The 13875-nt window shown below is 54.6% G+C and carries 22 protein-coding genes and 5 pseudogenes; all 27 read right to left on the bottom strand.

The window, feature by feature from the left end; all coding sequences use genetic code 11:
* Positions 1-31: 31 nt before the first annotated feature.
* The 27 genes and pseudogenes from rpsK to creD all read right to left on the bottom strand — a co-directional run bounded on the left by rpsK (position 32) and on the right by creD (position 13837).
* Complete coding sequence (rpsK, locus tag ACQVLG_RS09900) at positions 32-436, bottom strand: 30S ribosomal protein S11 (RefSeq protein ID WP_010394475.1); 405 nt, start codon at positions 434-436, stop codon at positions 32-34.
* A 17-nt stretch (positions 437-453) separates the two neighbouring features.
* The gene (gene rpsM, locus ACQVLG_RS09895) at positions 454-819 is read right to left on the bottom strand and encodes a 30S ribosomal protein S13 (protein WP_046681666.1); all 366 of its coding nucleotides are present in this window, start codon (positions 817-819) and stop codon (positions 454-456) included.
* Positions 820-833: 14 nt separating this feature from the next.
* On the bottom strand, positions 834-947 hold the full coding sequence (gene rpmJ, locus ACQVLG_RS09890; RefSeq protein ID WP_010394471.1) for a 50S ribosomal protein L36: 114 nt from the start codon (positions 945-947) through the stop codon (positions 834-836).
* A gap of 42 nt (positions 948-989) precedes the next feature.
* Complete coding sequence (gene infA / locus ACQVLG_RS09885) at positions 990-1208, bottom strand: translation initiation factor IF-1 (protein WP_005663428.1); 219 nt, start codon at positions 1206-1208, stop codon at positions 990-992.
* An 18-nt stretch (positions 1209-1226) separates the two neighbouring features.
* Positions 1227-2563, bottom strand: a pseudogene (gene secY / locus ACQVLG_RS09880) (preprotein translocase subunit SecY).
* A 32-nt stretch (positions 2564-2595) separates the two neighbouring features.
* The gene (rplO, locus tag ACQVLG_RS09875) at positions 2596-3027 is read right to left on the bottom strand and encodes a 50S ribosomal protein L15 (protein WP_034753211.1); all 432 of its coding nucleotides are present in this window, start codon (positions 3025-3027) and stop codon (positions 2596-2598) included.
* A 30-nt stretch (positions 3028-3057) separates the two neighbouring features.
* On the bottom strand, positions 3058-3237 hold the full coding sequence (gene rpmD / locus ACQVLG_RS09870; protein ID WP_010394435.1) for a 50S ribosomal protein L30: 180 nt from the start codon (positions 3235-3237) through the stop codon (positions 3058-3060).
* A gap of 10 nt (positions 3238-3247) precedes the next feature.
* Positions 3248-3766, bottom strand: a complete 519-nt coding sequence (gene rpsE, locus ACQVLG_RS09865; protein ID WP_010394433.1) for a 30S ribosomal protein S5 — start codon at positions 3764-3766, stop codon at positions 3248-3250.
* A 9-nt stretch (positions 3767-3775) separates the two neighbouring features.
* A pseudogene (gene rplR, locus ACQVLG_RS09860) lies at positions 3776-4137 on the bottom strand (50S ribosomal protein L18).
* A gap of 13 nt (positions 4138-4150) precedes the next feature.
* Entirely contained in the window at positions 4151-4684 is a 534-nt protein-coding gene (rplF, locus tag ACQVLG_RS09855) for a 50S ribosomal protein L6 (protein ID WP_034778281.1), read from the bottom strand.
* A 10-nt stretch (positions 4685-4694) separates the two neighbouring features.
* Positions 4695-5090 carry a 30S ribosomal protein S8 gene (gene rpsH, locus ACQVLG_RS09850; protein WP_034753208.1) on the bottom strand — a complete coding sequence of 132 codons (396 nt, stop codon included), beginning with the start codon at positions 5088-5090 and terminating at the stop codon, positions 4695-4697.
* Positions 5091-5104: 14 nt separating this feature from the next.
* Positions 5105-5410 carry a 30S ribosomal protein S14 gene (gene rpsN / locus ACQVLG_RS09845; RefSeq protein WP_010394423.1) on the bottom strand — a complete coding sequence of 102 codons (306 nt, stop codon included), beginning with the start codon at positions 5408-5410 and terminating at the stop codon, positions 5105-5107.
* Between the two features lie 2 nt (positions 5411-5412).
* Positions 5413-5952: a 50S ribosomal protein L5 gene (gene rplE, locus ACQVLG_RS09840; protein WP_010394421.1), complete on the bottom strand. Its 540-nt coding sequence runs from the start codon at positions 5950-5952 to the stop codon at positions 5413-5415.
* 6 nt (positions 5953-5958) lie between these two features.
* On the bottom strand, positions 5959-6273 hold the full coding sequence (rplX, locus tag ACQVLG_RS09835) for a 50S ribosomal protein L24 (RefSeq protein WP_034753204.1): 315 nt from the start codon (positions 6271-6273) through the stop codon (positions 5959-5961).
* 9 nt (positions 6274-6282) lie between these two features.
* The gene (rplN, locus tag ACQVLG_RS09830; protein ID WP_008444317.1) at positions 6283-6651 is read right to left on the bottom strand and encodes a 50S ribosomal protein L14; all 369 of its coding nucleotides are present in this window, start codon (positions 6649-6651) and stop codon (positions 6283-6285) included.
* Between the two features lie 253 nt (positions 6652-6904).
* Positions 6905-7177, bottom strand: a complete 273-nt coding sequence (rpsQ, locus tag ACQVLG_RS09825) for a 30S ribosomal protein S17 (protein WP_010394415.1) — start codon at positions 7175-7177, stop codon at positions 6905-6907.
* On the bottom strand, positions 7174-7365 hold the full coding sequence (rpmC, locus tag ACQVLG_RS09820) for a 50S ribosomal protein L29 (protein ID WP_010394412.1): 192 nt from the start codon (positions 7363-7365) through the stop codon (positions 7174-7176). Before rpmC ends, rpsQ begins: the two co-directional genes overlap by 4 nt.
* 12 nt (positions 7366-7377) lie before the next feature.
* Positions 7378-7797 carry a 50S ribosomal protein L16 gene (gene rplP, locus ACQVLG_RS09815; RefSeq protein WP_034753201.1) on the bottom strand — a complete coding sequence of 140 codons (420 nt, stop codon included), beginning with the start codon at positions 7795-7797 and terminating at the stop codon, positions 7378-7380.
* A 2-nt stretch (positions 7798-7799) separates the two neighbouring features.
* A pseudogene (gene rpsC / locus ACQVLG_RS09810) lies at positions 7800-8622 on the bottom strand (30S ribosomal protein S3).
* Positions 8623-8631: 9 nt separating this feature from the next.
* Complete coding sequence (gene rplV, locus ACQVLG_RS09805; RefSeq protein ID WP_170840583.1) at positions 8632-8964, bottom strand: 50S ribosomal protein L22; 333 nt, start codon at positions 8962-8964, stop codon at positions 8632-8634.
* On the bottom strand, positions 8961-9236 hold the full coding sequence (gene rpsS, locus ACQVLG_RS09800; RefSeq protein ID WP_008444295.1) for a 30S ribosomal protein S19: 276 nt from the start codon (positions 9234-9236) through the stop codon (positions 8961-8963). Before rpsS ends, rplV begins: the two co-directional genes overlap by 4 nt.
* A 10-nt stretch (positions 9237-9246) precedes the next feature.
* A pseudogene (gene rplB / locus ACQVLG_RS09795) lies at positions 9247-10073 on the bottom strand (50S ribosomal protein L2).
* A complete protein-coding gene (rplW, locus tag ACQVLG_RS09790) occupies positions 10073-10390 on the bottom strand; it encodes a 50S ribosomal protein L23 (RefSeq protein ID WP_010394398.1) in 318 nt (105 codons plus the stop codon). Before rplW ends, rplB begins: the two are co-directional and overlap by 1 nt.
* Positions 10387-11007 carry a 50S ribosomal protein L4 gene (gene rplD, locus ACQVLG_RS09785; protein WP_034753197.1) on the bottom strand — a complete coding sequence of 207 codons (621 nt, stop codon included), beginning with the start codon at positions 11005-11007 and terminating at the stop codon, positions 10387-10389. Before rplD ends, rplW begins: the two co-directional genes overlap by 4 nt.
* A 3-nt stretch (positions 11008-11010) precedes the next feature.
* Positions 11011-11666: pseudogene (gene rplC, locus ACQVLG_RS09780) on the bottom strand (50S ribosomal protein L3).
* A gap of 174 nt (positions 11667-11840) precedes the next feature.
* Complete coding sequence (locus tag ACQVLG_RS09775) at positions 11841-12227, bottom strand: hypothetical protein (RefSeq protein ID WP_474294253.1); 387 nt, start codon at positions 12225-12227, stop codon at positions 11841-11843.
* Positions 12228-12448: 221 nt separating this feature from the next.
* Complete coding sequence (gene creD / locus ACQVLG_RS09770) at positions 12449-13837, bottom strand: cell envelope integrity protein CreD (protein WP_474294251.1); 1389 nt, start codon at positions 13835-13837, stop codon at positions 12449-12451.
* Positions 13838-13875: the final 38 nt, after the last annotated feature.

Below are 13875 nucleotides of genomic sequence, written 5' to 3'. Positions count from 1 at the left end.
CTGGCGCCGAAGCGCCCTCTGCAACACTATCTTAGATACGACGACGTTTCGGTGGACGGCAACCGTTGTGCGGTACCGGCGTCACGTCCTGGATCTCGGTGATCTTGATGCCCAGGTTGTTCAGCGCGCGAACGGCGGATTCACGACCAGGACCTGGGCCCTTGATACGTACTTCCAAGTTCTTCACGCCACACTCAACAGCCACTTTACCAGCAGCTTCCGCGGCGACCTGCGCTGCGAACGGGGTCGATTTACGCGAACCCTTGAAGCCTGCACCGCCGGAGGTAGCCCACGACAAGGCATTGCCTTGACGATCGGTGATGGTAATGATGGTGTTATTGAACGAAGCGTGGACATGCGCGATGCCTTCAGCGACGTTCTTTTTAACTTTTTTACGCACGCGTGCTGATGCGGCGTTATTTTGCGACTTAGCCATAATTATTCCCTAGCGGATTATTTTTTCAGCGATTGAGCGGCTTTACGCGGTCCCTTGCGGGTACGTGCGTTCGTACGCGTACGCTGGCCACGGCAAGGCAGACCCTTACGATGACGCATGCCGCGGTAGCAACCCAGATCCATCAAACGCTTGATGTTCATGGACAGTTCACGACGCAGATCGCCTTCGACGATGAATTTACCTACTTCATCGCGCAGTTTTTCCAGTTCGCTGTCATCCAGATCTTTGATCTTTTTGTTGGTTGCTACACCGGTCGATGCACAGATTTTCTCTGCGCGTGGACGGCCCACACCGTAGATGGCCGTCAGGCCGATAACGGTATGCTGATGATTTGGGATATTAACCCCTGCAATACGTGCCATTTGTTATTCCTCGATTAACCTTGACGCTGCTTGTGACGTGGTTCCACGCAGATAACGCGGACTACGCCTTTGCGCTTGATGATCTTGCAGTTGCGGCAGATCCGCTTGACTGATGCGAGAACTTTCATTTTTGGGCTCTTTCTTTCGCTTCTTTGGTTTGATTCAGTGTGTTACTTGGTACGGAACACAATGCGGGCTCGGCTCAGGTCGTACGGCGTTAACTCCACCGTCACCTTGTCTCCAGGGAGAATGCGAATATAGTTCATCCGCATTTTACCTGAAATATGCCCGAGCACCACGTGTCCGTTCTCCAGCTTCACTCGAAATGTTGCATTTGGGAGATTCTCAAGAATCTCGCCCTGCATCTGTATGACGTCGTCTTTTGCCATTCGGTATGTTTACCGCGCTTAACGCGTCGGAATTCCGCCCTTGAAATTTGCTTTGCGCAGCAGCGAATCATATTGCTGCGACATCACGTAGTTCTGTACTTGCGCCATGAAATCCATGGTGACAACTACAATAATCAATAAAGAAGTACCGCCGAAATAGAATGGTACTTTCCACTGGGCTTGCATAAATTCCGGCAATAAACACACCAGGGTGATGTAGACTGCGCCGGCAAGTGTCAAGCGTGTCAGGATCTTGTCGATGTAACGGGCTGTCTGCTCGCCTGGACGGATCCCGGGAATGAACGCACCGCTTTTCTTCAAGTTATCCGCTGTTTCCTTGTGTTAAATACCAGCGCTGTATAGAAGAAACAGAAAAACACGATCGCCACTGCGTACAACAGCGCATGGATAGGCTCACCAGGCCCCATCGATGCTGCCAAATCTTTCAAGAACCGCACCGCAGGGTTAGCGTTGTCGGCGCCCTTTGAAAACCAGTCCACGATAGTGGCCGGGAACAAGATGATCGAAGAAGCAAAGATCGGCGGGATCACGCCGGCCATGTTCAGCTTCAACGGCAAATGGCTGGTTTGACCGCCATAAATCTTGTTGCCTACCTGGCGCTTCGCGTAATTGACCAATATTTTGCGCTGACCACGTTCGACGAATACAACGAAGTACGTTACCAGTGCTACCAGAATCACGATGAAAATCGCGCTGAAGCTGCCGATCGAACCATTCGACACCTGAGTGAACAAGCCACCCAACGCCGACGGCAGACCTGCTGCAATCCCGGCAAAAATGATGATCGAGATGCCATTCCCCAAGCCACGCTCGGTAATAATTTGCTCACCCAACCACATCAAAAACATTGTTCCGGTCAACAAAGTGACGACCGTCACGAAGCGGAATGCAAGACCAGGTTCCAACACCAGACCAGCTTGCGACTCCAGTGCGACTGCAATGCCTAACGCTTGGAACAGTGCCAGGGCAACCGTGAAATACCGGGTGTACTGGGTGATCTTGCGACGACCTGCTTCGCCTTCTTTTTTCAACGCTTCCATCTGCGGTGACACGATCGACAGCAATTGCATGATGATCGAGGCCGAGATATAAGGCATGATACCCAGCGCAAACACTGTAAAACGAGACAAGGCACCGCCCGAGAACATGTTGAACATGCCCAGGACGCCGCCTTCGTGCTCCTTGAACAGCGAGGCTAATTGTGTCGGGTCAATCCCGGGAACCGGGACGTGAGCACCGATACGATAAACCACCAATGCGCCAAGCAAAAACCAGAGCCGTCCCCAAGGGAAACCGGCCGCTGCACTTTTAGCAAGTTGTGGATTAGTCGCCAATTTTCGCTCCGATCAAGCTGTTAGCGGTCAACTCAGGCTACCGAGCCGCCGGCTGCTTCGATGGCTGCTTTCGCGCCAGCGGACACTTTCAAGCCCTTCAAATTCACCGCTTTGGTGATTTCGCCGGACAAGATCACGCGCACGTCACGGGCCAACACGCCCAGAACGCCAGCTTGCTTCAAGACCAGAATGTCGACATCGCCAACAGCCAGGTTGTTCAGATCGGACAGGCGCACTTCAGCTTTGAAGGTTGCGTGCATCGATTTGAAACCGCGCTTAGGCAGACGGCGTTGCAGAGGCATCTGACCGCCTTCGAAACCGACTTTATGAAAGCCGCCCGAACGCGATTTCTGACCTTTGTGACCACGACCCGAGGTTTTACCCAGGCCGGAGCCGATACCGCGACCGACGCGACGCTTGTAGTGCTTAGCGCCTTCGGCTGGTGCAATAGTATTCAATTCCATGATTTGCTCCGTTCGTGTAAGCCCGAAGGCTTACCCGACAACTTTAACGAGATACGATACTTTATTGATCATGCCGCGTACGGATGGGGTGTCTTGCAATTCGGAAACCGAATTTACACGACGCAGACCCAGACCGCGCACGGTAGCGCGATGCGATTCGCGCGTACCGATCAAGCCCTTGACCAATTGCACTTTGACTGTGTTTGTCATTTTGTCCACCTTAAGCCAGAATGTCTTCGACCGACTTGCCGCGTTTGGCAGCGATATCGGAAGCAGTGCTCATTTTCGACAGGCCGTCCAGCGTAGCGCGTACCAGGTTGTATGGGTTGTTCGAACCGGTGGATTTCGCCACCACGTCCGTCACGCCCATCACTTCGAAGATAGCGCGCATTGCGCCACCAGCGATAACGCCAGTACCAGGCTTAGCTGGGTTCATCAGGACCTTGGAGGCGCCGTGACGACCAACAACCGTGTGATGCAAGGTGCCGTTTTTGAGCGGTACTTTGATCAGGTTGCGACGGGCTTCTTCCATTGCCTTCTGCACGCCAACTGGCACTTCTTTCGATTTGCCCTTGCCCATGCCGACGCGGCCATCGCCATCACCAACTACGGTCAGCGCGGCGAAACCCATGATACGACCACCCTTGACCACTTTGGTCACGCGGTTGATCGCGATCATTTTTTCGCGCATGCCATCATCCGGCTTGTCGCTTTGCATTTTTGCTTGCATTTTTGCCATGATTGATCCTTAGAACTTCAGACCGGCTTCGCGTGCGGCTTCTGCCAACGCTTTCACACGGCCGTGGTAACGGAAACCGGAGCGGTCGAACGCAACTTCGGTAATTCCTGCTTTCAACGCTTTTTCAGCGACGCGCTTGCCGATCAAGGCTGCAGCAGCGGCATTGCCGCCTTTGCCGGATTGGCCTGCCAGTTCAGCGCGAACTTCCGCTTCAGCCGTCGAGGCCGAAACCAGGACTTTAGCGTCCGGGCTGATCAGGTTGGCGTAAATGTGCAGGTGGTGCGATGCACCGACAAGCGATTTACTTTCAATTCCGCAATCTTGATGCGGGTTTGGCGTCCGCGGCGAAGCCGTGATTCTTTCTTATCCATCGTCAGCCCCTAATTACTTCTTCTTGGTTTCTTTAAGCTTAACCACTTCGTCCGCATAGCGAACGCCCTTGCCTTTATAAGGCTCAGGAGCGCGGTAAGCACGAACTTCAGCGGCTACCTGGCCAACCTGTTGACGGTCGATACCTTTAATCAGGATCTCGGTCGGGGTTGGTGTTGCGCAGGTAACGCCAGCTGGCATGTCATGCACTACAGGGTGCGAGAAACCCAGGGACAGATTCAACTTGTCGCCTTGAGCTTGCGCCTTGTAACCCACGCCTACCAGGTTCAGCTTTTTCTCGAAACCCTTGGTGACGCCAACAACCATGTTGTTGACCAGTGCGCGCAGCGTGCCGGACATGGCATTGGCTTCGCGGCTGTCGTTCGCCACGTCGAAACTCAGGGTTCCTGCATTGTTTTCCACTTTGACCTGACCGGTGAGGGCCTGGGAAAGTACGCCCAGCGGGCCTTTTACGGTGATCGCTTGTGCGGAGATGGCGACTTCGGCGCCAGCTGGCACTACGATAGGCATTTTAGCTACTCGAGACATGTGTAACTCCTTAAGCCACGTAGCAAATAACTTCGCCGCCGACACCGGTAGCGCGTGCTTTGCGGTCAGTCATGACGCCTTGCGGAGTCGACACGATCGCCACACCCAAGCCATTCATCACAACAGGGATCTCGTCTTTACCCTTGTAGACGCGCAGACCCGGACGGGACACGCGCTCCAAGCGCTCAATGACGGGACGGCCAACATAATACTTCAAACCGATTTTCAGTTCCGCTTTGCCACCAGCTTCGGCAACAGCGAAATCTTCAATGTAACCCTCGTCCTTCAGGACGCTGGCAATCGCAATTTTGACTTTCGACGATGGCATGGCCACGGTCGTCTTTTGCACGCCTTGTGCATTGCGAATGCGGGTCAGCATATCGGCGATAGGATCGCTCATACTCATTGCATATTCTCCTATTACCAGCTTGCTTTTGTCATACCCGGAATTTCACCACGCATGGCGAATTCACGGAGCTTGATACGACCCAGACCGAATTTACGGAATGTGCCGCGCGGACGACCAGTGATGGCGCAACGGTTACGTTGACGCGTCGGGTTCGAGTTACGTGGCAGCGCCTGCAATTTCAGGCGAGCTTCGTAGCGCTCTTCTTCCGATTTCGATTGGTCATCGACGATGGCCTTGAGAGCTTCGCGCTTAGGGGCGAATTTCGCCACCAGGTCAGCACGCTTGATCTCACGATTAATCAGTGACAGTTTGGCCATGATCAGTTCCTGAAAGGGAATTTAAAGGCGGCGAGCAAAGCTTTGGCTTCGTCATCGGTCTTAGCGGTTGTCGTGATGCTGATATTCATACCGCGCAACGCGTCAATCTTGTCGTATTCGATTTCAGGGAAAATGATCTGTTCCTTGACACCGATGTTGTAGTTGCCACGACCATCAAATGCACGGCCGTTCACACCACGGAAATCGCGTACGCGCGGCAGAGCCACGGTAATGAAGCGATCCAGGAACTCGTACATGCGAGCGCCGCGCAGGGTGACCATCGTACCGATCGGGTAACCTTCACGGATTTTGAAGCCTGCGATCGCTTTGCGGGACTTGGTGGTCACTGGCTTCTGGCCGGCGATCTTGGTCAAGTCAGCAACTGCGTGCTCGAGAACTTTTTTATCCGCGATAGCCTCACCAACACCCATGTTCAGGGTGATCTTGGTCAGGCGTGGAACTTCCATTACCGACTTGTAACCAAACTTGCTGGTCAGGTCGGCAACGACTTTTTCTTTATAGAATTCTTGGAGACGTGCCATGATTTCTTAAGCCTTCACTACTTCGCCGGAGGATTTAAAGATGCGGACTTTCTTGCCGTCCACTTCTTTGAAACCCACGCGATCTGCCTTGCCAGTCGCTGCATTAAACAATGCAACGTTGGACACGTGAATTGGCATGGTCTTATCGACGATACCACCAGTTACGCCAGTCATCGGGTTTGGCTTAGTCGCTTTTTTAGCGATGTTAATGCCGTCAACCACGATATGTTCAGCATCGATACGCTGCTGTACCACACCACGTTTGCCCTTGTCTTTCCCGGTCAGAACGATGACTTCGTCGTTTTTACGAATCTTATCCATTACGACTCCTTACAGGACTTCCGGTGCCAGGGACACGATTTTCATGAACTTCTCAGTGCGCAGTTCGCGCGTGACAGGTCCAAAAATACGGGTACCGATCGGTTCCAGCTTGGCGTTCAACAGAACGGCGGCGTTGCCGTCGAACTTCACCAGGGAACCGTCTTGGCGGCGAACACCTTTAGCGGTGCGCACAACCACGGCGTTATAAATTTCACCTTTTTTGACACGGCCACGTGGCGCAGCAACCTTAACGGTTACCTTGATCACATCGCCAATGCCAGCATAACGGCGCTTGGAGCCGCCCAATACCTTGATGCACATTACTTCTTTGGCACCGGTATTGTCAGCCACTTCGAGCCGGCTTTCAGTTTGAATCATAGTATTCTCTTTCCCAACTTAAGCCGAAGAATCCACACAATGTAGACCCACGGTCAGTCTTGGTCCCGCCAGAGCCGCCCTGCTGGGCTTCACTGTTTGGGTGCATGACCTTCATACATCAACTGACCGCGAATGCTACTGTCTGTGGCCAGACACTTTGCGGCGTTACATGAACGAAGCCCGCAAGTATTACATACAATTTGCGGGCCTGCAAGTACTAATTAAAAGCCACCGCCGAAACGGTGGTTTTTATTTAAACGGTTGGTGCGGCTTGAACCACACGTGTCACCGTCCATGCCTTCGTTTTGGAGATCGGGCGACCTTCCTGGATCTCAACCGTGTCACCGGCCTTGACTTGGTTGGTCTCGTCATGCGCGTGATACTTGTTCGAACGCATGATGATCTTGCCATACAAAGGATGTTTTACGTGGCGCTCGATCAGAACGGTAACGGTCTTGTCCATCTTGTCCGAAACCACTTTACCGATCAGCGTGCGCTTGAGCGACTGTTTCACTGGTTCGTTCATTTGGCTTCCTTCAGATTCATTACCGTCTTCACACGCGCGATATCGCGGCGTACCTTCTTGAGCTGCGAAGTGTTGCTCAGCTGCTGCGTAGCGATTTGCATGCGCAGGCCGAACTGTGCCTTCAACAGGTCATTCAGCTCTTTTTGCAGAGCTGGCTGGTCCTTGCCGCGGAGTTCAGATGCTTTCATATACAACTCCAATTATTGGCCGACTTGGCGGATGACAAACGTCGTCGCCAGTGGCAGTTTAGCGGCGGCAAGACGGAATGCTTCCCGTGCCAGCGCTTCATCAACGCCATCCATTTCGTACAGTACTTTGCCTGGCTGAATTTCAGCGACGTAGTACTCAGGATTACCTTTACCGTTACCCATACGGACTTCAGCCGGTTTGTTCGAAATCGGTTTGTCCGGGAAAATACGGATCCAGATACGGCCACCGCGCTTGATGTGACGCGTCATTGCACGACGCGCCGCTTCAATTTGACGCGCAGTGATACGACCGCGCGCAACTGCCTTCAGACCGAATTCGCCAAACGACACGGCGGTGCCGCGGCTGTGCGAAATACCGGTATTACGGCCTTTCTGCTCTTTACGATACTTTCTGCGTGCTGGTTGCAGCATGATTATTCTCCTGCTTTCTCAGCTGGTGCTGCTGCGGCGGCCGGTTTAGCGGCGGTACGCACACGTGCACCTGGTGCTGTGGATGGTTTCGCACCGGCACCGGCTGGACGTGGACGGCCAGCTGGCTTGCCATCGTCACGGCGTGGGCCGCGGCTTTTCTTCTCGTCAGCTGGGGTATCGATGACTGGTGCATCGCCGTTCGGCGCGCGGTCACCTTTGTATACCCACACCTTGACACCGATGATGCCGTAGGTGGTCGACGCTTCGCTGGTACCGTAGTCGATATCGGCGCGCAGGGTATGCAGAGGCACGCGGCCTTCGCGGTACCACTCTTTACGCGCGATTTCGATACCGTTCAGACGGCCGGACGACATGATCTTGATACCGAGAGCACCCAGGCGCATTGCATTTTGCATTGCACGCTTCATGGCGCGGCGGAACATGATCCGTTTTTCCAGCTGCTGCGAGATCGAATCGGCGATCAGTTGCGAGTCGATTTCAGGCTTGCGAATTTCTTCGATGTTCACGTGAACAGGTACGCCCATGATCTTGGTCAACGCCGACTTCAGTACTTCGATGTCTTCGCCTTTTTTACCAATGACCACGCCTGGACGCGAGCTGTAGATCGTGAAGCGCGCGTTCTTGGCTGGGCGCTCGATAACGATGCGACCAACGGAAGCGTTCTTCAGCTTCTTTTTCAGGTAAGCACGTGCTTTCAAGTCTTCGTTCAGCATGGCAGCGAAAACCGTTGCCTGCATACCAGCGCGAAGCCCAGTTACGGGTGACCGCCAGACGGAAACCGGTTGGATGAATTTTCTGACCCATCGTGGCTCCTTAGTTACCGACAGTCACGTAAACGTGACAGGATTGTTTCGAAATACGGTCGCCACGGCCTTTTGCACGCGCGGTGAAGCGCTTCAGGACCGGGCCCTTTTCGACGTAGATCGTTTTCACGAACAATTCGTCGATGTCCGCACCATCATTGTGCTCGGCATTCGCAATAGCGGATTCCAGAACGCGTTTGATGATCGCAGCACCTTTTTTCGGGCTGAATTGCAAGATGTTGAGTGCAGCGTCAACTTTCTTGCCACGGATCAGGTCAGCAACCAGGCGGCCCTTTTGGTCCGACAGGCGCACACCTTTGAGGATAGCTTTAGTTTCCATTATTTCTTAGCCTTTTTGTCAGCTGCATGGCCCTTGAACGTACGGGTCAGTGCGAATTCGCCGAGCTTGTGACCAACCATGTTTTCGGAAACATAAACCGGCACGTGCAGCTTGCCGTTATGCACCGCGATCGTCAGGCCGATAAAGTCAGGCATGATTGTCGAACGACGCGACCAGGTTTTGATTGGCTTTTTGTCTTTGGCTGCTTGCGCGGCTTCAACTTTTTTCACCAGGTGGGCGTCACAGAACGGCCCTTTTTTCAATGAACGTGTCATGTGCTACCCCTTATTTCTTGCCGCGGCGCGAGACGATCATGGAAGTAGTACGCTTGTTGCTGCGTGTCTTCTTACCCTTAGTCTGTTGGCCCCAAGGCGAAACTGGATGACGACCAGCTGCTGTTTTACCTTCACCACCACCGTGCGGGTGATCGACCGGGTTCATGACCACACCGCGAACGGTAGGACGAACACCGCGCCAGCGCATCGCGCCAGCCTTACCGATTTTACGCAGGCTGTGCTCGGCATTGCCGACTTCACCAACCGTAGCACGGCACTCGATGTGCACGCGACGTACTTCACCGAGCGCAGACGCACTTGAGCGTAGGTACCTTCACGAGCCATCAGCACAACGCCAGCGCCGGCGGTACGTGCCATTTGGGCACCTTTACCTGGCAGCATTTCAACGCAATGCATCACGGTACCGACTGGGATGTTACGGATTGGCAAGCAGTTACCCGATTTGATCGGTGCTTCCGAACCGTTCATCACGCTGTCGCCAACGGCCATGCCTTTGGTTGCGATGATGTAGTGACGTTCGCCGTCGGCGTAGCACAACAGAGCGATATTCGCGGTGCGGTTTGGATCGTATTCGATACGTTCCACTTTCGCTGGAATACCATCTTTGGTGCGCTTGAAGTCGATCAAGCGGTAGTGTTGCTTGTGACCACCACCGATATGACGGGTGGTGATGTGACCGTTGTTGTTACGACCAGCGGTCTTGGATTTCTTTTCAACCAGGGCAGCGAACGGACGACCTTTGTACAGGTCGGCATTCACCACCTTCACCATGCCGCGACGGCCTGGCGAGGTTGGTTTCATCTTAACGAGTGCCATTATGCAGCCTCCTCGGAGAAGTTGATTTCCTGGCCAGGCTTCAGGCACACGAAAGCACGCTTGGTATGGTTACGACGACCGTTGAACTTGCCGGTGCGTTTTTGCTTACCTTCGCGGTTTGCAGTTTGCACGGACAGAACTTCAACCTTGAACAGCAGTTCGACCGCTGCCTTGATTTCAGGCTTGGTTGCATCCGGCAATACGCGGAATACAATTTGCTCGTTCTTTTCCGCGACCATGGTGGCCTTTTCGGAAATCACGGGCGCCAACAGCACCTTCATCAAGCGTTCTTCGCTATGTTTCAAAATCGCGCTCATGCCAGCATCTCCTCAATCTTGGCCAATGCAGCTTTGGTGACCAGGATCTTCTTGTAGAACACCAGGGACATCGGGTCTGCGTGACGTGGCTCAACGACGAGTACGTTAGGCAGGTTGCGCGATGCCAGTTCCAGGTTTTCGTTCAGAACGTCGGTGATGATCAGAACCGAATCAAAGCCCAGGCCGTTCAATTTTTGCGACAGCAGCTTGGTTTTTGGCGCGTCGATCGTCAGATCGTCGATGACGATCAGGCGCTCTTCGCGAGCCAGCTGCGACAGGATCGAGCAGATACCTGCGCGATACATCTTTTTGTTCACTTTGTGGGTGAAGTTTTCGTCAGGCGAGTTCGGGAAAATCCGACCACCGCCGCGCCACAGTGGCGACGACGACATACCAGCACGAGCGCGGCCGGTACCTTTTTGGCGCCATGGCTTTTTCGTCGTGTGGTGAACTTCTTCACGGTCTTTTTGCTTGCGGTTACCACTACGTGCATTCGCTTGATAAGCGATGACGACTTGGTGGATCAGCGCTTCATTGTAGTCACGGCCGAAAATCGTATCGGCTGCAGCAACGTTCGAGGCGGCTTGACCTTGCGCATTCAGAAGCTTGAGTTCCATCGTTTAAGCTCCCTTCTTGGCTTTGGTTTTGATGGCTGGCGAGACAACTACCTGGCCATTTTTCGCACCTGGAATCGCGCCTTTGACCAGCAACAGCTGACGGTCGGCATCGATACGGGCGATCACGAGGTTCTGGATCGTACGGTTAACGTCACCCAGATGACCGGTCATGCGCTTACCAGGGAAAACGCGACCTGGATCTTGTGCCATACCGATGGAACCTGGAACGTTATGCGAACGCGAGTTACCGTGCGTTGCACGGCCAGAAGCGAAGTGGTAACGTTTGATAACGCCTGCATAGCCTTTACCGATGGTAACGCCTTGCACGTCGATCTTTTGACCGACTTCGAACAGGGAAGCAGCGACAACATCGCCAGCTTTCAGTTCAGCGGCTTTGGCAGCGTCGACACGGAACTCTTTCAACAGAGTACCGGCTTCAACACCAGCTTTAGCGTGATGACCAGCAACAGCTTTGGTCACGCGGGAAGCGCGACGTTGACCGAATGCGACCTGAACAGCGGAGTAGCCTCTGTTTCAGGGGTTTTGATTTGCGCAACACGGTTGTTCGATACGTCCAACACGGTGACAGGAATCGAATCCCCTTCATCCGTGAAAATGCGCATCATACCAACCTTGCGACCGAGAAGGCCTAGGCTCATTTTTTCTCCATTCCCACCTGCGATTGGGCGGGGCTTGTTTAACTACAAAGTAACGTAGGACTCAAAAAAGACGAATCCATACCGAAGCCGGCTAGTATATAGCACAAAAACCCTTGACGCAACAAGTTAACACGAGGTATGTCAAAGTGTTGCGCGACGCCCCTGCGGGAGTTGTCAGGGCAGGGAAATTGAGAGGGAAAGCAGTGCGCGAAGGCCATCCATGCGGGACGGCGCCATGAAGAGAAACGGCGCGAGAGGGGCTTGCCGCCCTGCTCGCGCCGCATGCTTCCGGCCGCCAAACAGCGCCGCGCCGGCACGCCGGACAGGCACTGCCGGACTTGCCGCCTTAGCCGCCGTACGTGCGATCGCGCAGCTGGCGGTGCAGGTATCGAGAATCATCTGGCAGATCGGACTGCTTCCGCCCAGGCCGCCGCCACCGGTGCAGCTGACAACCTTTTGCCAGCAACCGTAATAGCATTGCTGCAATTCAGCACTCGTGGCATAGGCATAACTGCCGCTCAGGCTGCAGGCGAAGAGGAAAAAAGCCAGTTTCTTGATCATGGTACTGTCTCCAGGTTTTTTATCAGTGGGGATGGAAGGTCTTGCCAAGCGGCGGCAAGCCATCCTGCCTGTCGCCGCCCTACTACGCCGCTGCGCCGCCGCACGTAGTTTCGTGCTTCTCGGCAATCAATACCAAAGAGTACCGTAAACAATACCAACTTAAAACCACTTATTTACAAAATCGGCAATGTTTTCATGCGCCACGCGATTGCGCCAGTGGACTATTGGGTGCCCTTGCCAATCTGATACCAGTCCACCTTGCGCGTCGCCACCATGATCGCGGCCAGCACGGCGAACAGCAGGATGCTGCTACCCATCACCAGCGCATTGTTTTCCGAGCTCAGCAAGCCATACAGGGCGCCATACAGCATGGTCAGCCCCACGCCGAAGCCGATGCCGCGCCAGGCGTTGTGCAACACGTGCACCAGATAAAAGCTGGTCAGCACGATACAGGCGGCGCTGGCGATCAGGTAGGCGGCCAGGAAGGCGATGTGCTCGGCCAAGCCCACCAGCAGCAGGAAGAAGATCACCAGCGACAACCCCACCAGCAGATACTGCACCGGGTGGATCGGCAGGCTCTTCAAAATTTCGAAGATGAAGAAGGCGGCAAAGGTCAGCGCCACGAACAGCAAGCCATATTTGGTAGCGCGATCCGATTGCGAGTACACGTTCACCGGCTCGATGAAGCCCACGCTGAAGCGGTCGATCTGGCCCAGCGGCGCGCTGTCGGGCACCTTGAATTCACCCTCGATCGTGCTCAGCTGCGTTTGCGCATTGGTGGCCAGCGAGGAGATGCTCCACTCGACCTGAAAGCCATCGGCGTTGATCTGGCGGAATTTCGGCGACGGCAGGAAGCGCCCGCCAAACTGCGGATGGGGCCAGTTAGACTTGATGCTGATCTGACTGTTTTTCGCCACCGGCACGAAATGCTGGCGTTCGATGCCATCGAGGCCCAGGTCAAAGCTGAAGCGCACCTGCTGCGGCGCCGCCAGAGGCATGGCGCCCAGCGGCGCATGCAAGCCGCTGCGGAAGGCGAACAGGCCGGTCCCCTGCTCGAACTCGATCTTCTGGCCGCCCCAGTCGATTTTCGGAATATTACGGATACCGCGCACATCCTCGATGGACAGGGCCACAAACGGCGCCCCCAGGGTCACGCGCGATTCCGGCGACTTGCGCGGCAACTGGCTGCTGGCCGGCACCGTGAAGTCGCCCTTGAAGGCGTGCTGACCGCTGTAGACCAGCACCTGGTGGATGCCGCGGTAACGGCGGTCCGTCTCGATGTTACCGCTGAGCAGTAAATTGTTTGGGTAGACAAGCAGACGGCGCTGCACCGTGCGGCGCAGCAACTCCGTGCGCACCGCCGATTTCGCTTCCTTGTCATCGCCCTTGGCCACCTCCACGCGCTCTTCGTACTGCTCCGTGTAGGGAATCACCAGGATGGGACCGATGATGGTTTGTTCGCGCACGGAATCGGCGGCGATGCTGTTGACGGCTTCCTGGCGGAATTCCATCCGCTCCTTGATCGTTTCCTGAATCATCAGCAAAGGCAGGCCGATCAGCAGCATCAGGCCGAACACGATCAACGCTTTGACTAACAGAGTTTTTTGCATGGCGCATCCTTGAAGTAAGGACGCCAGTGTAAAAAAGC

It is taken from the genome of Janthinobacterium sp. TPC_1 (assembly GCF_056037845.1).
Note: the sequence above shows the minus strand (reverse complement) of the source record. Positions and strands in the feature narration are given on the sequence as shown.